Below are 20637 nucleotides of genomic sequence, written 5' to 3'. Positions count from 1 at the left end.
CGAACGCGTGATGTCGCGACCGCCTGGAGGAATGTGATGAACCTGCGCCAATGGCTTCCCGTGTTTGCCTGCGTGTTGATGCTGGGAATGGGGGGGCGTGTGCGGGCCGCAGAGACACCGCTTCGAATCATGACGTTCAATGTTCGGGTGCCGGTGGATACCGGTCTGAATGCGTGGGTGAACCGGCGCGACTTGATGGTGCAGGTGATCAAGGCGCAGCACCCGGATGTGCTTGGAACCCAGGAGTTGACCGAGGAGCAGGGCCAGTACATGGCGGCGCACCTTCCCGGTTATGCATGGTTCGGTCAGGGCCGCGAGGGCGGCACCAAGGGCGAACACATGGGCGTGTTCTATCGTACCGACCGCCTGACGGTGGTGCGTTCGGGCGACTTCTGGCTGTCCGACACGCCAGCCGTTCCCGGCAGCAAGACCTGGGGTCAACCGTATCCGCGCATGGTGACCTGGGCACGGTTTCGCCAGCGCGATGGCGGTGGTGAGTTCGACTACTTCAACACGCACTTTCCCTACCTTCCCGAGAATGTCCGCGCCCGCAAGCTCAGCGCGGACGAAATCCTGCAGCGGATCGGGCAGTTGCCGGCTGGATCGCGGGTGATCCTGGCAGGCGACTTCAACTGCGGACCCGACTCGCCGGTTCATGCGCAACTGACCCGCACGCTGCAGGATGCCTGGGTGGGGTCGCCTTCGCGCTCCGGTCCGGCGAAGACGTTCCACAACTTCACCGGCAATCCGGATCAGCGCATTGACTGGATTCTGAGCCGGGGTTTCAAGACGATGGCCGTCCAGACGATCACCACGCACGAGGGCGCGCGTTACCCCTCCGACCACTTCCCGGTGATCGCCGTGCTGGGTCGCTGAGGCTACCTGCAACAAGGTTTCCTGAAGCGCCCGTCGTGGCGCTCTCGACTCGCAATTTCTTGCGTGATTGAGGGTGCTCTGACTGCCGATCGAACGGAGTAAGCTCTGCCGTCGCCGGAGGGAGCCCGTTGCATTTTCTTCATGCAGGTCGGGCGCAAGATCAGTTCCGCGCGCCAAGAGAACTTCAAATCAGGGACACCAGGGAGCTTCACATGAACCATCGTTTTGCGTTGCGTGGCGCGATCGCGCCGGTCTGTTTCCCCCTGCGTCCGCTGGCCGCAGCTTGTGCGCTGGGCTTGTTCGCCATCGCGGGTATGGGATCTGCCTCCGCCCAGGAAGCGGCACGCCAGCAGCAGCCGGCGTCCGTGACTCCTCCGGTGGCACCACAAGACACCACCAAAAGCACGGCTGCGGACAAGACGCGCGCCGCCAAGAAGAATTCCGGGGAATCGGTCACGGATCTGAGTGGTGTGGTGGTAAACGGCATCGCCAGCAGCATTGCCAGTTCGATGAAAACCAAGGAAGACTCCAACAACATCGTCGAGGCGATCTCCGCCGAGGACATTGGCAAGCTGCCGGACGTCAGCATTGCAGACAGCCTTTCGCGCGTGTCCGGCCTGGCGACACAGCGCGCCGATGGTCAGGCCAATGCCATCTCCATTCGCGGCCTGTCACCGGATTTTGCCGGAACCACACTCGATGGGCGTGAGCAGGCGACCGTTGGAGAGAACCGGGGCGTCGAATACGACCAGTACCCGGCCGAGCTGATCAACGGCGTGACCATTTACAAGACGCCCGATGCCAGCCTCGTCGGGCAAGGCCTGTCCGGCACGGTGGACTTGCACACGATCAATCCGCTGGATTTGTCCCGGCGAACCTTCGTCTTCAACGCGCGCGGCGCGCACAACAGCAACGGCTCACTGAATCCGGGCACCGATACCGGGGCCAACGGGCATCGTGCCAGCTTTTCGTATGTCGACCAGTTCCTCAACCACACGCTGGGTGTCGCGGTGGGCTTTTCCATGGTCGACCAGCCGATCCAGGAGAAGCAGTACCAGGCCTGGTGGTGGAGTGCGGACAACGGCAGCGCCGGCATCGACCAGAACTGGGGCGGTCCGCACACGCCAGGCATGCCGGACAACGTGATCTCGCAGGAAGGCATGCAACTGCGTGCGCAGTCGCAGAACCAGAAGCGCAACGGCCTGATGACCGTGCTCGAGTGGGCACCGAACGACGTCTACTATTCGAAGCTGGACATGTATTACTCCACCTTCAGCAAGCGCAAGTACACCAATGGCGCGCAGTGGTCGAGCAGTCCATACGACCATGTGGCCTACGACAACGTGCAGACCTCGCCGGGGCAGCCATTGCCGATCGTCACTGCCGGCACGATTCTTGGTGTCGCGCCGATCCTGCAGAACGAATACACCAAAGAGCACGACAAGCTCTACTCCATCGGCTGGAACAACAAGCTGTACCTGGGTGACTGGACCTTGATGGCGGACCTGTCTTCATCCAGCGCACGCGTGAAACTGCATGACGCCTACCTGTTCAGCGGGCTGGCGGATGGCGCCTTCACCAACGTCGCGTTCAACACGCCGAGCGGCTTCGGCTATCCGAACTTCAGGCCCGGAGTGGATCTGGCCGATCCCGGCACGGTGGTGTTCACCGATCCGGGAAGTCCCTGGAGCAACCCGCCCGGGTACGGCTACGACGGCCGCGAAGAGTTCGATCGTCAGGACGACACGATCCATGCCTTGCGCCTGCAGGCCAGCCGCCCGGTCGGGTGGATCTTCAGCAATGTGGATTTTGGAGTGGCCTATTCGGACCGAACCAAGACCAAGCATGCCGACGTCTTCTTCGCATACCTCAACGGCAATGGGTCCTCTTCGGACACTTATCAGAGTCGCCTCAGCGCTCCGATCGATCCGTCGCTGCTGTATGGCCCGACCTCGCTTGGCTATGGCGGCATTCCCGGCATCGTCAACTACAACGTGCTGGGCGCGCTGTACGGCAACCAGTTCTACCTGGTGCCGAAGAATGGGCAGGGCGATTGGAGCCGGAACTATTCCGTCGAGGAAAAGGTGCCGCTGGCGTACGTCAAGTTCAACATCGACACGCACGTGGGGGACATCCCGCTGCGCGGCAATGTCGGCGTGCAGTTCGTGCATACCAACCAGTCGTCGCAGGCGCTGCAAACCAATGGCGATACCCTGGTCGGAAGCATCAAGGATGGTGCGTCGTACAACAACGTGTTGCCCAGTCTGAATCTGGTGGCCGAGCTGGGTGATCGGCAATACCTGCGCTTCGGTCTGGCCAAGACCATGGCGCGCGGGCGGATCGACGACGAGAAGGTGGCCACTTCCGCTGGTGTCTCGCAGATCACCAATGGCCCCGGCGCCGGCCAGGTGCTGTGGTCGGGCAGTGGCGGCAATCCGCAGTTGCGGCCTTACGTGGCGGTCGGTACCGACCTGTCTTGGGAGAAGTATTTCGGCAAGGCCAGCTATGTGGCGGCGGCGGTGTTCCACAAGAACCTGCTGAACTACATCTACAACCAGACCGTGCTCGACTACGATTTCTCCAACTACACCAACGACACGCCCACGCTGGTACCGACCAGCAACAAGGGTTCGTTCACCACGCCGGAGAATGGCACGGGCGGCAAGATGGATGGCCTGGAACTGTCCGGCGCACTGGAAGGCGGCCTGCTCACCCCGGCGCTGGAAGGGTTTGGTGCCCAGGCCAACTTCTCGTTGACCAACAGCTCCATTCCGCTCAGTTCGATTTCGTCTGTTCCCGGCGGCCCGAAAACCTTGCCCGGCCTGTCGCGCAAGGTGGCGAATCTGGCGTTGTTCTATGAGCGCCACGGTTTCTCCATCCGCGTGGCCGAGCGCTATCGTTCATCGTTCACCGGTGAGGCCGTCGCGCTGTTTGATCAGCTGGGTTACACCAAGATCCTGGCCAATCGGCAGACGGATTTGCAGCTGGGCTACGCCTTCACGGGGGGCAATCTGGATGGCTTGTCGCTCCTGCTGCAGGTCAACAATCTCACCAACTCATCTGACTCGACGGTACAGGTCTCCACCTTGGCCAATAACGTGCCGCTGACCCGGCCACTGGAATACGACACCTGGGGGCGGACCATTCTGTTCGGCATCAACTACAAGTTGTAGGCTGAATCGGGTACGAGCGCACGGCGTTCGCGCCGTGCGCGCCAGTTTGATGATCAGAAATGAGAGTTCCGATGACAGGTAGCAGGTGGGTGACTCTGGCATGTGCCGGCATGTGGGTGATGGCTGCGAGCCCTGGCGTGGCGGCAAGCAAGGTGTCCGGGGCCGAGGCTTCGCTTACCGTAAACACGCCGTCGCACGGGGCCACTCGTTACACCGACTGGCCACGCATCATCTCCCGCACGGCACCTGACTCACGTCTGGATGCGCGAGCGCGGGACATCGTCGCGCACATGAGTCTTGCGCAGAAAATTGGCCAGATGACGCAGGCGGAGATCAAGTCGATCACCCCTGATGAAGTCCGGCAGTTCCATATCGGTTCGGTACTCAACGGTGGCGGGTCATGGCCGCACGGCAACAAGCACGCCAGCGTGGCGGACTGGCTTGCCCTGGCGGACAGCTACTACGACGCCTCCACGAGCGGCGAATCGAAGGTTCCGATCATCTGGGGGACCGATGCGGTGCACGGTCACAGCAACGTGTTTGGCGCCACGCTGTTTCCTCACAATATCGGCCTGGGTGCGGCGCATGATCCGGCGCTGATCCAGCAAATTGGCGCGGCCACTGCGCGTGCCGTGCGTGCCACGGGTGTCGACTGGGCGTTTGCTCCTACCTTGGCGGTGGCACAGAACGTCCGTTGGGGGCGCACTTACGAAAGTTTTTCCAATGACGGCGCGCTGGTGCGCGACTACGCGCGCGCGTACGTCAGTGGGTTGCAAGGCGATTTCGGCGACGCCAACGTCATGGCCACGGCCAAGCATTTCATCGGCGACGGCGCGACCGCGAACGGCATCGACCAGGGCGACGCGAAGGTGAGTCGGCTGGACATGATCAACGTGCACGGCGCCGGCTACTACGGCGCGCTGGAAGCGGGCGTGCTCAGCGTGATGGCTTCCTACAACAGCTGGGACGACGCGGTCGACGGAGTCAACTACGGCAAGATGAGCGGCGCCCGCGCGCTGCTGACCGGCGCCCTGAAGGAGAAGATGGGCTTCCCCGGTTTCATCGTGTCCGACTGGAACGCGATCGGACAGTTGCCCGGCTGCAGCAACGCCAGTTGTCCGCAGGCGATCAATGCCGGCATCGACATGGTGATGGTGCCCGACGAATGGCGCGCCTTCATCGCGAACACCATGCGGCAGGTGCAGGACGGTGAAATCCCGATGTCGCGGATCGACGATGCAGTGCACCGCATCGTGCGCGCGAAGTTGGCGATGGGCGCGTTCGGCAAGCGCCCGTCGCAGCGCGTCGGCGCAGGCGACCCCGAGCGCCTGCAGGATCGCGTGCTGGCGCGTCGCGCGGTGCGCGAATCGCTGGTGTTGCTGAAGAACAATCATCACGTGCTTCCGCTCAAGCGCGGCAGCAAGGTGCTGGTGGTCGGCAAGAGCGCCGACACCATCGCCAATCAGGTGGGCGGCTGGTCGCTGACGTGGCAGGGCACCGACAACAGCAACGCGGATTTCCCGCATGCGACCAGCGTGCTTGCCGGCATCCGCGAAGTGGACGGAGCGGCACAGGTCACCTACCGGGCGACCGCGGACGGGACGGACCTGAACGCCTTTGATGCCATCATTGCCGTGATCGGCGAGACCCCTTACGCCGAAACCATGGGCGACATCATCCCGTCAGCCACATTGCGTCACAGCGATCGTCATCCCGAAGACCTGGCGGTGTTGAAAGCGGCAGCGGCGAGCGGCAAGCCGGTGGTGGCGGTCTTTCTGTCCGGCCGTCCGCTTTTCGTCAACGACCTGCTCAACCAGTCCGACGCATTCGTTGCGGCGTGGCTGCCCGGCAGCGAAGGCGAGGGCATTGCCGACGTGTTGTTTGCCAACGACGCCGACAAGCCGGCATTCGATTTCACCGGCACGCTGTCCATGCCGTGGCCGGGTGTGCCGTGCCCGTACGCGGGCAAGGGTGGCGACAAGACGGCGAACTGGCTGTTCAAGCGTGGCTACGGTCTGCACGATGCCAGCCGGCACGAATTGCCCGTGCTGCCGACGCATGCCGAGGACAGGACTTGCGCCAATGCATCGACGCTGCCGATATTCCACACGCTTGCACAATCTCCATTCGCACTGTACCTGGGCGCGGGAAATGACGGCAGCGACGTGCAGGCAGTGGGAGCGGATTTGAACAGCGTCATCGAGTGGCCGACCGCCCATCCGCTATTCAGCCTGCGCACGGTGCAGGTCGACACGCAGCAGGATGCCAAGTCCGTCACCTGGCACGGGCCGGGCCGATTTTTCGCACGGAGTCCGCAGCCTGCCGATTTGATGCCGCTGGTGGCGACGCATGCCGCCCTGCAATTCGACATGGTGATCGATACACCGGCCAGCAGTCCGGTGTTGATCTACATGGGTTGCGGCGACCAATGCACACGAAACCTGGACGTCAGCCAGCTCTTTGCCGGCTACGGGACGGGAAAGCGGGATCTGGTGTCGATTCCGCTGGCATGCTTCGTCAAGCCCGGCGCCGATCTGTCAAAGATCGACGTACCGTTCGGGGTGTTCGCTTCACAGCCGTTTTCAGCGGCCTTTACCAAGGTGAAGATTGTCGCGAACGCCGGCAACGATGCCGATGCGACATGCCCGGGAATTGTGACGCGATGACTGTGCAGGCAGTGCGCAGGCGCAGGGCCTCGCCGGGTCGCGGCAAGTTTGCCAACCATGGATGAAGCCAAGGGGGCTGGCCGCTGGGTGGCAGTCCTGTCGTTTGTTCTGCTGACTTTGTTGGCATTGCTGGCTTTGTACGGTGCACGCCGGAAACCGTCCGGCAACCCGGCTCCGGTGACGGCGCCCGCGCAGCCAGCCGGTGTGCCCGTTCGCGTGTGGCTGAGTACGGCCGATCGAAGCCTGCAGCTTGCCCGGCAGCCCGACACCTTCGCCGACGAACACGATGCCGAAGGAAATCCGGCCGATGTGACCATCGATCTCGCCCGGCAATACCAGACCATGAGCGGTTTTGGCGCGGCGCTGACCGATTCATCCGCATGGCTGATCCAGAATCGGCTCAGCGCATCGCAACGTACTGCCTTGCTGCAGGAGTTGTTTGGTCCTCCGCCGGGGCTCAACTTCAACATGCTGCGCATCACCATCGGCGCGTCGGATTTTTCATTGCAGCACTACACCCTGGACGACATGCCTGCCGGCCAGGTCGATCCCGGTTTGGAGCACCTCAATGTGGTGGTGGATCAGCGCAACGTCATTCCGGTGTTGCACGATATTCTGGCCATCAAACCCGGCTTGCTCATCATTGCTTCGCCGTGGAGTGCACCGGCGTGGATGAAAACCAGCGCCAACGTGATCAGCGGGGCCTTGCTGGAATCCTACGAAGTCACCTACGCGGATTATCTGGTGCGTTTCGTCGATGCATTTCGGGGTTACGGCATTCCGATCTTTGCGCTGACGGTGCAGAACGAGCCGGCGTTCGAGCCGCTGACTTATCCGGGCATGGCGCTGCCTGCCGATGCGCGCGCCCGGATCATCGGGAAGTACCTGGGCCCGGCGCTGGCGGGACGCAAGCCACAGACGGTCATTCTTGGTTGGGATCACAACTGGGATGCGCCGGATCAACCCTTGAGCGTACTGGCCGACCCTGAGGCGCGACGGTATATCGCCGGCATTGCCTGGCATTGCTATAGCGGCGATCCGAGTGTGCAGACCAGGGTCCATCGCACGTTTCCACACAAGGACGCCTATCTCACGGAATGCTCGGGCGGCGACTGGCCGTCGGCCCGGAAAGGTGAGCTGCTGTTGTTCGCGCGCAATATCGTGATGATGTCCATCAAGAACTGGGCCCGCGGCGTCATCTACTGGAACCTGGCGCTGGACGAGGACCATGGGCCGCATGCCGGTGGCTGTGATCAGTGCAAGGGCGTGGTGACGATCGATTCCAGCACCGGCGCAATCAGCCGCAATGACGAGTACTACGCGTTCGCCCATTTCAGCCGCTTCGTGCTGCCCGGGGCCGTGCGCGTGAAGTCGGTCAATACGAATACCGGTGTCCATGAAGTGGCCTTCCAGAATCCGGACCATGGATCGGTAGTGCTGGTGGCGGTCAATGGCAATGCACAGGCCAGCCGGTTGTCGGTCAGGCAAGGTTCCCTGCGATTCGAGTTCGACTTGCCGGCGAGCAGCGTGGCGACGTTTGTGTGGCCAGCCGAAGCCCCGAGTGTGCCGGCCGCAGGGGCCGGCGCCATCCACTAGCCGCAACGGTGATACCTGTTTCGAGGGATGCTCGCGCAAACCGCGCCCCGAGCACGGCGGCGCGGGTCCGACCTGCTCGGGCGCTGATTCAGGCCGCCTTGCTGTCGGGCTTTGCGGCCTTGTCGATCATGTAGCCGAACAGGTTTTTCGGGTCAGCCATGTCGGGGATCAGGCCGGCGTCGCGGCCCATGCCCATTTCGCGGGCGTAGTCGCGCATCATCCGCAGCGACGCGTAGTCTTCCAGCGCGAAGCCGACCGAGTCGAACAGGGTGACTTCCGTCGCGTTGCGCCGACCGGCCACTTCGCCGGCCAGTACCCGCCACAGTTCGCATACCTGGAATTCGGCCGGCATCTGCTGCAGCTCGCCTTCGATCCGGCTTTGCGGCTCGAATTCGACGAATACGCTGGCGCGTTCAAGCACGCCGGCGGCGAGCTCGGTCTTGCCGGGACAGTCACCGCCCACGGCATTGAAATGCACGCCGGGCGCGATCATGTCGGCGCTGATGATGGTGGCATTGGTCTTGTCGGCGGTGACCGTGGTGACGATGTCCGCGCCCTTGACGGCATCGGCGGCATCGGTGCAGCGCACGACCTGCAGCTTCGGCGCCGACAAGGCCAGATTGGCGATGAGCTTGTCGGTGGCAGCCGGGTCGACGTCGAACAGCCGCACCTGTTCGATGCCCATCAGGTGATGGAAGGCGTTGGCCTGGAATTCGCTCTGCGCGCCGTTGCCGATCAAGGCCATCACTTTCGAGTCGGTGCGCGCCAGCAGTCGCGCGGCCATCACCGAGGTGCCCGCGGTGCGGATGGCCGTGGTCAGGGTCAGCTCGCTGATCACCGCCGGGTAGCCGGTGGGCACGTCGGCGAGCACGCCGAAGGCGACTACGGTGGACAGGCCCTTGGCCGGGTTGCCGGGGTGACCGTTGACGTATTTGAAGCTGTATTCGCGGTCGTCGCAGATCGGCATCAGTTCGATCACGCCGACCGGCGAATGGGACGCCAGACGCGGGGTTTTTTCGAACGCCTGCCAGCGACGGTAGTCGGCTTCGAGATACTCCACCATCCGCGACAACACGGCGGGCAGGCCGTGGGTGGCGACAATGCGAGCGATATCGGTGGTGGTGAGCAAGGTGGTCCGGGTCATCGATGTCTCCTGAAATCCGCGGCCGTGGCCGCCATGACCTTATTCTCCCGAAGCAGGTGTCAGATCGATATGGCACTATTGAGTGCATATCACCAGATTGCTGTCATTTCGACAGCACTGATTGACGGATTGACCCATGGATGACCTCGACCATCGCCTGATCGCCAAGCTGCGCCACGATGCCCGCGCTTCGGTCGCCGACCTGGCCAAACATCTGGACGTATCGCGCGGCACCGTCAGCAACCGCCTGGGCCGACTCGAACACGATGGCGTGATCACCGGCTATACCGTGCGGCTGCGCCCGGACAGTGCACCGGACGATATCCGTGCATGGGCGTGCATCGCCGTCGAAGGAAACCAGCATGCGGTGATCCGCGCACTGCTGGGCGAGCCCGGCGTGGCGGAACTGCACGACACCAATGGTCGCTGGGATCTGCTCGCCGGGCTGCAGGTGGCCTCGCTGACGGAACTGTCCAGCGTGCTCGAACGCATCCGCGGCGTTCCCGGCATCACCGCCACGGAAACCAGCGTGCACCTGAAGACGTTTCGGGGCTGACGCGCAAGGGCGGATGTCAGCCCGCGCGTTCCGGAAGATGTCGCGTGGCAACCGTGGCAACCGCGGCGAACGAGCGACAGCGCGACATATTGGCGAGCCAGACAGGCCTGTTGATCAGCGCGCCTGGCAGGAGACGCCAGGCGCGGATGCGATTGTCTCCCCCTGCTTCAGCGGTGCCAGCCGTGCCTCGTGCATGCCCTTGGTCCACCATTGCCAATGTTCATCGGCGTAGCGCGCGCCATCGGCAGACCTGGCGATTTTCAGTTGCAGTGTCCGTCCATCCAGTGTCAGCAGCGCGGTATCGGGATGGGGGTAGGCGACTTCTATGCTGCGGCCGTCATCACAGGTATAAATGACGGTCTCTGCGGGCGCGGTGGCCACGGGTGGCGGCATGGGCCGGAATGGCTTGAGCGTATACGTGGATGCACTGCCAGCGGCGCCGCAAAGATGGCCGGTGAACGCAGAGGAAATTTTCTCGGTGGCGAGGGGCAAGGCAATCTGCGCCGGTGATTCGCAATGACCGCCGTCGTAGACATTGCCGGATATCCAGCGCATTTCGCTTTCCACGCTGGCGCCCGGCGCCAGCACAAGCGGTGGCAACTCCGGCACAGCAGGTATCGCTGCGTGCGCGACGATCTCCAGCGATTGACCGTTCGCATCAACGAAGCGGGGCACCGGCAGGGCTGGAATCGTGCAGGACGTGGCGCCGTTGTTGCGCACTATCAGCATCGTGCCGGAGTGGGACATGCCGTTGAACTCACCATCTTTGCCGTCAAGGCGCAGCGACAGTTGCGAGGCATGGCAGATGTCGGTTTTCCGGGCAGAGGGATGTGCCGCTGGCGGCGACGAGCATGCCGACAACGCCAGCAACATACAGGTGGCCGGAATCGAACACAGACTGATCCTGCGCACGGCGTTCCTGCTGATCGGTTCACGGTGACGTGTTGGCGTGGTCGGTGAATTCGCTGATGTGTTGCGCATGTGTCAACTCCCGAAAGAACCGGCAAACACGCTAGCACGCCTCATGTGGACGACCTGCAACACATGCGCCACGAGGGCTTGGAGTGCGCGTTACTTCCGGCACTCATTGAGCCAATTCCTTTGCATCGACACTGGCTGCTCATGCCCGCCAGGGCGAGGTGATGGATCGCAGGGGCGTTGCATGACCAACCAGAGCAGCACCGCGCGGTGGGCAGGAGTGGTTTACCTGGTGGTGGTCGTGAGCGGCTTTTTCAGTCTGGGCTACGTGCCCGGGAAAATCGCCGCTCCGGGAGACCCGCAAGCGCTGTTGGACAACATCGTGATGCACGAGTACCTGTTCCGAGCCGGCATCGCGTCCTTCATCGTCGAGCAGGTCGCGTTCCTGCTGCTACCGCTGTTGCTGTTTCGGTTGTTCGTAACCGTGCATCGCGGCGCGTCGATCGACATGGTGGCGTTCGCGGTGACTGCGGTGCCCATCGCACTGGTCGGGGTGGCACATCGACTGGATGCCTTGTTGTTTCTGACCGATGCCGGTGGTTTGCCGCTGGACACCGCGCACGCCCTGGCACGGCTTTCGCTGAAGGCGTGGAGCCATGACATTTTCGTGGCCAGCGTGTTCTGGGGGTTGTGGCTGTTTCCGTTCGGCTGGCTGGTGATCCGGAGCGGCATGCTGCCGCGTATTCTCGGCGTATTGCTGATACTGGGCGGTGCGGGCTATCTGGTCGACGTCGGCGCTGAGCTGCTGCTGCCCGGCTATGCACAGACGGCATTCTCCGACTATGTACACCTGCCGGCAGCCCTGGGTGAGGTGGCGAGCTGTCTGTGGCTGCTGATCATGGGCGTGCGTGGCAGGCCGGGTGTTTCGCCGGTTGCAGATCAACTTTCACCGGAGCGCATGGCATGAAGACCGACGTCCTGCACGACATCAAGGTGCATGTGCGCTTCAAGCTGTCGGCGCTGTGGGCGGCGCTGATGTTCTGCTACATCTACGGCGACTACTTCGGCTTGTATGTGCCGGGCCAGTTGCAGGGCATGCTGGACGGTGCGGGGCCGATCGGTCCGGTGAGCGAGGCCTCGCTGGTGGCCACCGCGTTGTTGCTGGCGGTGCCGGGAGTGATGGTGTTCCTGTCACTGGTGCTGTCGCCGCGGTTCTGTCGCTGGCTGAACATCGTGCTGGGCGTGTTCTATACCGTGATCATGCTGCTGACCATGCCGGGTGCGTGGTGGTTTTACCTCATGCTGGGCGTGATCGAGGTGGCGTTGTCGCTGCTGATCGTGGTCTACGCCTGGCGCTGGCCCAGGGGCTGAAGCGCACCCTGGTTATCGGGATGTCGGCGCCGTGCCGGGTGCGGCCGGGGCAGCGGGTTTGAACGGCACCGCCGGTCCGGGCGTGATGCCCTTGCGCCACAACGCCAGCTGATTGCGGATGCCGCTGCCGATATCGATCTGCGGTTCGGACGGGGTGAGCTTGTCCTGCTTTTCCCAGGTGGCAATGTCGCTGCCGGCCTGCGTGAACGCATCCACGAAGTTGTCGGTGTGGTTCATTGCATCGACCAGCCAGGCCTTGCCGAAGTAGGTGAGGTCCGAGTCGCTGCCGCAGCCGAATGAACTGCGATCCGCCCGCGCGGCGGTGAGCACCAGCGTGCCGGGGCCACGCAGAGGCGGCACGAAGCCGCCCGAGTAGCAGGCGTTGACCACCACCACTTTCCACTTGAACGGATGCAGGGCGAGGATGCCGGCCAGGTCGGTGGCACCGATCTGGTCCAGAGGCAGCGGGTCCATGTCGACCAGCAATTCATGATCTTCGCTGCCATGGCTGCTGACGTAGAGCAGCAGGATGTCCTGGTCCGGTTGCATGACGCGGCCGATCCCGGCAAGCGCGGCCTCCAGGTTGCTCCAGCTGGCCAGTGGATGCGTGGTCAGCGTGGCGAGGTTGTTTTCCAGCACCAGGCTATGGGTGCTGGCGCCGAAGCGCTGCCTGAAAAGCTGCCCTGCGTATTCCGCCTCGTTGCGGAACACGTCCTCACTACCGTCACCGGCAAAACTCAGTACGTACAGGTTCGGTTTGCCCGGTACGCGCGGACCGAGCTCGGCCAGTGCCTGTCGCATCATCCTCGGCTGCGCGTACAGCACCTGCTCCGGCGTGGGTGCCTGGTCGGGCCAGCGCACGCCGTCGTCGGCCTGGAACGCGGAATCCGCCACGTCCTGCGGCAGGATGACAGAGGACGCCGAAGCGGGAGCAGGGTGGCTGGCCTGCAGTAGTACCGAAGGGCGACCTGGCCACCATGTGGCCAGCAGCACGCCGGCGGCGAAGGCGAGCAGGATGGTCAGCAAGGTGCGCATGGCGGGATTCGCGCCGTTCTATGCGGCGATCGCGTCGAAATCGCGATAGACCGGATGGGCCGGTGATAGGGGCAACGCCTGCGGCTCGCGTACCAGCCAGCCGGTAAGAAAACCCGCCGACCTTGCCGCGTCGAGTTCTTCCACGATGTCGGACAGGAACAGCAGGTGCTGCGGCTGTTCGCCGATGGCCTCGGCCATGCGTCGGTAGGAGTCGGCCTCCCGCTTCGGCCCGGTTTCGGTATCGAAGTAGCCGGCAAACAGCGGACTCAGATCGCCGGCCTCGCTGTGACGGAAGAACAGCTTCTGCGCCGGCACCGAGCCGGACGAGTACACGTACAGGCGCAATCCATCCGCCCGCCATTGCCGCAGTCGCCCGGCCACTTCCGGATACAGGTGGGCACGGTAGTCGCCCGCCTCGTAACCCTCTTTCCAGATCATCCCCTGCAGCGCCTTCAGCGCGGTGGACTTGCGATCCTGGTCGATCCAGCCCAGCAGCAGCTCGATGACGTCCTGGCGACTGGCCTCGATCAGGCCGGCTTCGCGCGCCGCTTCATGCAGCCAGTGTTGCACCTCGGCCTGCTCCCCATGTGTTTCGACGAACGCGGGCAGACGCGTGCGGGCATACGGAAACAGCACGTCGCGGACGAAGTCGATCGAGCTGGTGGTGCCTTCGATGTCGGTGACGATGGCGCGGATTTCGGTCATGGGATTCGGGATTCGTGATTCGTGATTCGTGATTCGTGAAGGTCAGCCGCGATCGGCCACTAGGCAGCGGGATCCATCCGCGGGAAGCGCGAGGCGATCTCGTCGCCGGTGAAATTGGCGACCCAGCCATCCTTGTTGGTGAACAGCCGGATCGCCACGAAGTACGGCGATTCGCTCATGTCGAACCAGTGCCGGGTGCCATCGGGTACGCCGATCAGGTCGCCCTTTTCGCACAGTACATCGTAGATCTTGCCGTCCACGTGCAGGGTGAACTGGCCGGAGCCGGCGACGAAGAAGCGCACTTCGTCTTCGCTGTGGGTGTGTTCGCTGAGAAATTTCTGACGCAGCGTGGCGCGATCGGGGTGATCGGGCGTGAGGCTGATCACGTCGACGGCCTGGTAGCCGGCCTCGCCCATCAGGCGATCGATATCGCCCCGATAGGCCGCGATGACCTCGTCCTGGCTGGCGCCCGGGGCGATCGGCTGGCTGGCCTCCCATTGCTCGAAACGCACGCCGACCCTGGCCAATTCGGTGGCGATCGCGGGGTGCTGATCCAGTACGGCCAGCGGCGATTGCGGACGAAGTTCGTCGAAGATGCGCAGTCGGCTCATGATGCCCTCAGCTGTTTCAGGTCGAGTTCGCAGGCAAGCAGAAACTCCAGCGCTTCAAGATGACGCTGGGTCTCGGGCATGTCGCGACCCCAGGTGTAGATGCCGTGGCCGTCGATCAGATAAGCGTGCAGCGGCTTGCCGCCATCCAGCCAGGCGTCCACCCGTGCCACCAGTTCGGGCATGTGCTGGGTGTTCGGAAATACCGGAATCTCCAGCACGCTCTCGTGGGTGTGGTAGCCGGTGATCGCCTTCTGCAGTTCCCAGCCTTGGAGCCGGATCACGCCGTCGTCAGCATAAAGCCGCGAGGCCACGCTCTGCGTGCGCGAATGGGTGTGCAGCACCGCCTGCATGTCCGGCCAGCGGCGGTAGATTTGTGTGTGCAACGCAGTTTCGGCACTGGGCCGCGCGTCGGTGCCCACGGCACGACCGTCCAGATCGATCAGCATGATGTCGTCGCGACCCAGCCGGCCCTTGTGCTTGCCCGATACGGTGATGGCGGCGTGCGCATCATCCATGCGCATGGAGAAATTGCTGCTCGTCGCGGGCGTCCAGCCGAGTTCCGACAACTCACGCGCAGCCTCGACGATGGTGTCGGCGCATTGGTCGAAAAGGCTGGCGGGTATCGTGTCGGGAAGGGCTTGGGACATGGGGTTTGGACGTCCAAATGGAAATCGATTGTATCACGCGAAAATCGTTGAGCTGTCTGTAATGAGAGCCATTCTCGCAAGTCAGGAAAGGTTCGTCCGGTACGCGTAAGATCGGCCTGAGTCCGGGGCAGGGTGCGCCGGATAGTTACGACGGAGGCATGCCCATGTCGAAAGAACAAGATATCGAATCGCGTCGCCGGTTCCTCAAGGTTGCTGCAGGTACCGCCGCGGCGGCCGTGGTGGTTGGAGGCTTGCCGCGCTTTGCCCGTGCGGCCGACCTGCCGCCGGTGACCGAAGCTGATCCGACGGCGAAGGCGCTCGCGTATGTCGAGGATGCCACCAAGTCGACCAATGCGAAGCACAAGGCCGGCGACGACTGCACCAACTGCCAGTTCTACAGTGGCGGTCCGACCGGCCGCGGGCCGTGCCAGTTGTTTCCGGGCAAGTCGGTCAACGCGAAGGGATGGTGCGTGTCGCACACGCCGAAGAAAGCCTGAGTTCGTACTCTTTGGTGGAGCACTGAAAAGGCCGGCTCTCGCCGGCCTTTTCATGTGTCTTCGTCACGCCAGGCAGCTTTTGCCGACGTACGGACAAAAGTGCGGCTCGGACACATCAGGCTGAGGAGCTACCCACCTGACAAGCCGAGCCGCGATCCGGGGCCCACTGCCAAGTGATCAACCCGCGGACTGGGGATGATACTCCCGAGTTTGACGAATGGGCGACCAGGCACCCGATTTCTCTTGAAAAGTTCTCGTTAAGCTTATTGAAAACAATGAGTTATTGAGTCATTTCCGAGAAACGGGATGAAATGTCGGTCTGCCGGGAAGAGTTTCTCCGCGGCCGACGTTTTGCGGAAGATGGGTGTATTTGCAGGATCATTGAAGAAAATCGACGAACTTACTTCTCGGGGTCGGCAGCAGCCATCGCCAGTCGCAAAACGCTGTGTCGACGGCTGTAGAAGAAGTAGATCGCGAAGCCCAGCAGGGTCCAGATGCCCAGGATCGCCCAGTTGAACCAGTCGAGGCTGAAAAGCAGGGCGAAGCAGCAGCCCACACCGGCAAGGCAGGTAAACCACACCCACGGAACGCGGAACGTGCGCGGCAGATCCGGCAAGGTGTGGCGCAGGATCAGCACGCCGGCACAGACCGCCGAGAAGGCGATCAAGGTGCCCATCGAGGTCAGGTTGGCCAGCAGATCAAGCGGGAACACGGCAGCCAGCAGGGCGATCATGGCACCGGTGATCAACGTATTGATGTGCGGCGTCCGATACCGCGGATGCACCTTGGCGAACACCTTCGGCAGCATGCCGTCACGCGCCATGATCATGAAGATGCGCGGCTGCGCGATGATCATCACCAGGATCACCGAGGACAGGCCGATCATCGCGCCGATCTCCACGACCAGTCGCAGCCAGCCCAGTTGCGGGATGGCCGCCACTGCGGTGACCACGGGCTCGGAGGTGTCCAGCATCGAATACGGCACCAATCCGGTCAGCACCGCGGCCATGGCCAGATAAAGCACGGTACAGATCACCAGCGAGACCAGAATGCCGAACGGCAGGTCGCGTTGCGGGTTCTTGCATTCCTGCGCGGCGGTCGACGTGGCCTCGAAGCCGATGTATGCGAAGAACACCATCGCCGCGCCGCGCATGATGCCGGACCAGCCGTACTTGCCGTCGCCCTGCGGCTCGGGGATGAACGGATGCCAGTTCTCCGGGTTCACGTAGCGATAGCCCGCCACCACGACGACGATGATCAGCCCCACCTTGACCAGCACCATCAGCGCATTCAGCCCCGACGATTCGCGGATGCCGATATAGCAGAGCCAGGTCAATGCCAGAACGATGGCGACGGCAGGCAGGTTGAACAGATGTCCGGTGGTGACGAGATGGCCATCGGTAAAGGCCAGCGGGGCCTCGGTGAGGGCGACAGGCAGGTGCAGGCCCATGTGGTCGAGCAGGCTGGTGAAATAGCCGGTCCAGCTGGCGGCGACGGCCGAGGCCGAGATGCCGTATTCGGCAACCATGTTCCAGCCAATGAACCACGCCGCCAACTCGCCGAGCGAGGCATAGGCATACGAGTAGGAACTGCCCGAGATCGGGATCAAGGTGGCGAATTCGGCATAACACAGTGCGGCGAAGCCGCTGCAGATCGCGGCGATGATGAAGGAGATCAATACCGCGGGACCGGCGTGTTCGGCTGCTGCCGTACCGGTGACCACGAAGATGCCGGTGCCGATGACGGCACCGATACCCAGCGCGGTGATACCCCAAGGCCCCAGCGTGCGGCGCAAGCCCGGACCGTGCCCGTGATCGTCGTTGCTGAAGTCGGTCTTGCGGGCTAACAACTGATTGAGCATGGGATTCATCTTTGAAAGCGGGCATCAAGCGCGGTTTGTCGCGCTGTATAAATGCGGCGGCCGGCGTTGTTGGCGCCGGCCGTCGGGTATTACCTGGTGCCTTGGCGCAATTTGCTGTGGCGGTAACCGTAGAAACCGTAGATCAGGAAGCCGATCACGATCCAGGTGACCAACAGCGGCCAGCGCACCACGAATGCCTGCCAGAACAGGAACAGACAGGCGATCGCGCCGAGCGGAGAGACCAGCCAGACCAGTGGCACCCGAAACGCGCGCGGCAATTCCGGACGCGTGCGACGCAGCACCAGCACGCCAATGCACACCGTGGCAAAGGCCAGCAGAGTGCCCATCGAAACCAGGTCGCCCAGCACATCCACCGGGAACAGGCCGGCAAGGCAGCAAGCGATCACACCCACCAGGATGGTGCCGACATAGGGCGTGCGATGTTTCGGGTGCAGGCGACCGAGTGCGGGCGGCAGCAGCCCATCGCGGGACATCGAGTAGAAGATGCGCGGCTGACCCATCAGCATCACCAGCACAACCGAGCTCAGGCCCGCCAGCGCGGCGAACACCACCAGGATCTTGAGCGAGCCCAGCAGATAGCTGGAGGCGCTGCCTGCGGTGACGGTGCCGAGCACATAGTTGATCGCGGTAGCGACCGGCTCGGGAGTGTTGAGCAGACGGAACGGCGTCGTGCCAGTCATCACCGCAGCCATGGCGATGTACAGCACGGTGCAGATCAACAACGAGCCGAGGATGCCGATCGGCATGTCGCGTTGCGGATTCTTTGCTTCGCCGGCAGCGGTGGAGACCGCGTCGAAGCCGATGTAGGCAAAGAACACCAGCGTGGCGCCGCGATAGATGCCGCTCCAGCCGAACTTCGAGCCGCCTTCATTGGCAGGAATGAACGGATGCCACAGATCGGTGTTGATGTAATTGAACATCACCACCAGGAACAGCAGGATCACGATCACCTTGATCGCCACGATGATGGCGTTGACCGTCGCCGACTGGGTAATGCCCATGTAGCACAGCCAGCTGATCGCGCCGACGATCAGGATCGCGGGCAGGTTGATCAGTGCGCCGGTGAAGATCAGGTGGTGACCACCTTCGGCGAAGGTCAGCGGAGCCGAGGAAAGTGCCGCCGGCAGGGTGAAATTCACTCCTGTCATGGAGCTGAGCATGCGCAGCATTTCGCCGAAGTAGCCCGACCACGCCACTGCCACGGTCGACGCGGCGAACAGATACTCGAGCACCAGCGCCCAGCCGACAAACCAGGCCACCACTTCACCGAGGGTGGCATAGGAATAGGAGTACGCACTGCCGGAGACGGGCAGCATCGCCGCGAATTCGGCGTAGCACATGCCGGCCAGTCCGCAAGCGACGGCGGCAATGAGAAAGCTGAGGATCAATGCGGGGCCGGCGAACTGCGCAGCGGCAGTACCCGTGATCGCAAAAATGCCGGCACCGATCACTGCACCGATGCCGAGCATCACCAGATGCCGTGCGGTCAACACGCGCTTCAGGGTGACTTCGCCCTCGGCGCCGCCTTCAACAGGTTCGCCAGCGTCGACGTGAGGCATCGCCTCGATCGCGTGAGTGGCAAATAGACCTTTTATCATCAACTTCCCCTCAGGTGATTTTGCCCGCGTCCGCTCTGCGGCGGATGGCTGGAACAGGTGGGCAATGGCGGGCCAACATAGCCCATGCAGCAAAGGTTGTACAAGCTTCATTCATGTTGCGGCGAAACATGCCGTGACCACTTTTCAGGCAGTCCCATGCCTCACCGCGAGACGTCATGCAGCAGCCCACCATCATCATGTTCGACGCACTTCAACGCTACCGTGACCAATGGCACGGGGAGTCCGACGTTGTTGCGCAATTCGAGAACTTTTTACATGCGCATGCGAATGGATTCGAGCGCGGCAACCTGGCCGGACACTTCACGGGTTCGGCATGGCTCGCCAGTGCCGATGGCATGCGCGTGCTGCTGATGCATCACCGCAAGCTGGATCGTTGGCTTCAGCCCGGCGGCCATGCCGATGGCGACTCTGATCTCGCGCGCGTCGCCTTGCGCGAGGCCGGGGAGGAAACCGGTTTGGCCGGCCTGCGCGTGGAAGGAGGCGTGTTCGATCTGGATCGACATCGCATTCCCGCGCGCATGAACGAGCCGGAGCATTGGCATTACGACGTGCGCTACGTGGTGCGTGCCGGAGAGGACGAGTCGTATGTCGTCAATGCCGAGTCGCATGCGCTGGCATGGCGCGAGGTTGGCGAGGTGGCGAACGATGAATCTCTCGACATGTCGCTGCGACGGATGGCCCGGAAATGGCTGAGGCGGGTGTAGGAGCGCACCCTGTGCGCGAAGGCTCTTCGGCGAAGGGCCAATCGCACAGGGTGCGCTCCTACAGGTATTTTTCCGGTGCGGGATGGAGGTGGCCGCAGGCGTCGCAGGTGCGTGCCTCGCTGGAGCGGTAGAACCGTTCGAACACCGGCGGAAAATCGCTTTCGATGCTGTCGAGGGTGAAGTACTCCTCGTAGAGCTTGTGGTTGCACTGCTCGCAGAACCACATCAGGCCGTCCTTCTCACCTGCCATGCGGCGACGCTCGATCACCAGGCCGATCGAGCCGGCCGCACGGTTGGGTGAGTGAGGCACGCGCGGGGGTAGGTAGAAAATTTCCCCGGCACGCAGCGGTATGTCGCGGGCCACCCCCTCGTCCTGCACTTTCAGCGTGATCTCCCCTTCAAGCTGGTAGAAGAACTCGGGACCTTCGTCGTAGTGATAGTCAGTGCGCGCGTTCGGTCCACCGACAATCATGATGATGAAGTCGCCGTCGACGATGCACTTGTTGCCCACCGGCGGTTTCAGCAGGTGGCGGTGTTCGTCGATCCAGCGCTGAAGATCGAGGGGCGGCAGCAGGGCCATGCGGAATGCTCGCGGGAAACCAAGTGGAACCATAGCGCCGCCATCGCCACAAAAAAA

18 protein-coding genes are annotated in these 20637 nt (G+C 62.9%); 9 read left to right on the top strand and 9 right to left on the bottom strand.

Features of this window, described 5'->3' with window-relative positions; all coding sequences use genetic code 11:
* The first annotated feature begins 36 nt into the window (after positions 1-36).
* The 4 genes from ACVWWQ_RS03855 to ACVWWQ_RS03840 all read left to right on the top strand — a co-directional run bounded on the left by ACVWWQ_RS03855 (position 37) and on the right by ACVWWQ_RS03840 (position 8311).
* Positions 37-876, top strand: a complete 840-nt coding sequence (locus ACVWWQ_RS03855) for an endonuclease/exonuclease/phosphatase family protein (RefSeq protein WP_133949849.1) — start codon at positions 37-39, stop codon at positions 874-876.
* Between the two features lie 212 nt (positions 877-1088).
* Positions 1089-4049 carry a TonB-dependent receptor gene (locus tag ACVWWQ_RS03850; RefSeq protein ID WP_133949851.1) on the top strand — a complete coding sequence of 987 codons (2961 nt, stop codon included), beginning with the start codon at positions 1089-1091 and terminating at the stop codon, positions 4047-4049.
* 119 nt (positions 4050-4168) lie between these two features.
* Positions 4169-6715, top strand: a complete 2547-nt coding sequence (locus ACVWWQ_RS03845) for a glycoside hydrolase family 3 N-terminal domain-containing protein (protein WP_133949853.1) — start codon at positions 4169-4171, stop codon at positions 6713-6715.
* A 57-nt stretch (positions 6716-6772) separates the two neighbouring features.
* Complete coding sequence (locus ACVWWQ_RS03840) at positions 6773-8311, top strand: glycoside hydrolase family 30 beta sandwich domain-containing protein (protein ID WP_133949855.1); 1539 nt, start codon at positions 6773-6775, stop codon at positions 8309-8311.
* An 88-nt stretch (positions 8312-8399) separates the two neighbouring features.
* On the opposite strand, the gene ACVWWQ_RS03835 is transcribed toward ACVWWQ_RS03840, so the two are convergent.
* Entirely contained in the window at positions 8400-9455 is a 1056-nt protein-coding gene (locus tag ACVWWQ_RS03835; RefSeq protein ID WP_133949856.1) for an ornithine cyclodeaminase, read from the bottom strand.
* Positions 9456-9591: 136 nt separating this feature from the next.
* Here ACVWWQ_RS03835 and ACVWWQ_RS03830 point away from each other — a divergent pair, with 136 nt between their 5' ends.
* Positions 9592-10011 (top strand): Lrp/AsnC family transcriptional regulator, encoded by a 420-nt coding sequence (locus ACVWWQ_RS03830; protein WP_133949858.1) that lies wholly within the window; start codon positions 9592-9594, stop codon positions 10009-10011.
* Between the two features lie 114 nt (positions 10012-10125).
* Here ACVWWQ_RS03830 and ACVWWQ_RS03825 read toward each other — a convergent pair whose 3' ends face one another.
* Entirely contained in the window at positions 10126-10923 is a 798-nt protein-coding gene (locus ACVWWQ_RS03825) for an MliC family protein (protein ID WP_166669739.1), read from the bottom strand.
* Between the two features lie 250 nt (positions 10924-11173).
* Between ACVWWQ_RS03825 and ACVWWQ_RS03820 the strand changes: the two genes are divergently transcribed.
* Positions 11174-11896: a DUF4386 domain-containing protein gene (locus ACVWWQ_RS03820; protein ID WP_133949861.1), complete on the top strand. Its 723-nt coding sequence runs from the start codon at positions 11174-11176 to the stop codon at positions 11894-11896.
* The gene (locus ACVWWQ_RS03815; RefSeq protein ID WP_133949863.1) at positions 11893-12300 is read left to right on the top strand and encodes a DUF6326 family protein; all 408 of its coding nucleotides are present in this window, start codon (positions 11893-11895) and stop codon (positions 12298-12300) included. Before ACVWWQ_RS03820 ends, ACVWWQ_RS03815 begins: the two co-directional genes overlap by 4 nt.
* A 12-nt stretch (positions 12301-12312) precedes the next feature.
* Here the strand turns inward: ACVWWQ_RS03815 and ACVWWQ_RS03810 are convergent, their stop codons facing one another.
* Genes ACVWWQ_RS03810 through ACVWWQ_RS03795 form a run of 4 tightly spaced genes read right to left on the bottom strand, consistent with a single transcriptional unit; the run spans position 12313 to position 15298 of the window.
* Positions 12313-13335 carry a C13 family peptidase gene (locus tag ACVWWQ_RS03810; RefSeq protein ID WP_133949865.1) on the bottom strand — a complete coding sequence of 341 codons (1023 nt, stop codon included), beginning with the start codon at positions 13333-13335 and terminating at the stop codon, positions 12313-12315.
* Positions 13336-13353: 18 nt separating this feature from the next.
* Entirely contained in the window at positions 13354-14040 is a 687-nt protein-coding gene (mtnC, locus tag ACVWWQ_RS03805; RefSeq protein ID WP_133949867.1) for an acireductone synthase, read from the bottom strand.
* Positions 14041-14099: 59 nt separating this feature from the next.
* Entirely contained in the window at positions 14100-14651 is a 552-nt protein-coding gene (locus ACVWWQ_RS03800) for a 1,2-dihydroxy-3-keto-5-methylthiopentene dioxygenase (RefSeq protein ID WP_133949869.1), read from the bottom strand.
* Positions 14648-15298, bottom strand: coding sequence for a methylthioribulose 1-phosphate dehydratase (locus ACVWWQ_RS03795; protein WP_133949871.1), 651 nt, complete (start codon positions 15296-15298; stop codon positions 14648-14650). Before ACVWWQ_RS03795 ends, ACVWWQ_RS03800 begins: the two co-directional genes overlap by 4 nt.
* A 164-nt stretch (positions 15299-15462) precedes the next feature.
* Here ACVWWQ_RS03795 and ACVWWQ_RS03790 point away from each other — a divergent pair, with 164 nt between their 5' ends.
* On the top strand, positions 15463-15795 hold the full coding sequence (locus ACVWWQ_RS03790) for a high-potential iron-sulfur protein (RefSeq protein WP_099651841.1): 333 nt from the start codon (positions 15463-15465) through the stop codon (positions 15793-15795).
* Between the two features lie 400 nt (positions 15796-16195).
* Here the strand turns inward: ACVWWQ_RS03790 and ACVWWQ_RS03785 are convergent, their stop codons facing one another.
* Positions 16196-17656 (bottom strand): amino acid permease, encoded by a 1461-nt coding sequence (locus ACVWWQ_RS03785; protein WP_133949873.1) that lies wholly within the window; start codon positions 17654-17656, stop codon positions 16196-16198.
* Between the two features lie 89 nt (positions 17657-17745).
* On the bottom strand, positions 17746-19275 hold the full coding sequence (locus ACVWWQ_RS03780) for an amino acid permease (RefSeq protein WP_099651843.1): 1530 nt from the start codon (positions 19273-19275) through the stop codon (positions 17746-17748).
* Positions 19276-19451: 176 nt separating this feature from the next.
* On the opposite strand from ACVWWQ_RS03780, the gene ACVWWQ_RS03775 reads away from it, so the two are divergent.
* Entirely contained in the window at positions 19452-20000 is a 549-nt protein-coding gene (locus ACVWWQ_RS03775) for an NUDIX hydrolase (protein ID WP_133949875.1), read from the top strand.
* A gap of 58 nt (positions 20001-20058) precedes the next feature.
* Here the strand turns inward: ACVWWQ_RS03775 and ACVWWQ_RS03770 are convergent, their stop codons facing one another.
* Positions 20059-20580: a 3-hydroxyanthranilate 3,4-dioxygenase gene (locus ACVWWQ_RS03770; RefSeq protein WP_099651845.1), complete on the bottom strand. Its 522-nt coding sequence runs from the start codon at positions 20578-20580 to the stop codon at positions 20059-20061.
* Positions 20581-20637: the final 57 nt, after the last annotated feature.

The sequence above is a fragment of the Rhodanobacter sp. TND4EL1 genome, from assembly GCF_054061035.1.
This window is presented reverse-complemented; position numbering and strand designations above follow the sequence as displayed.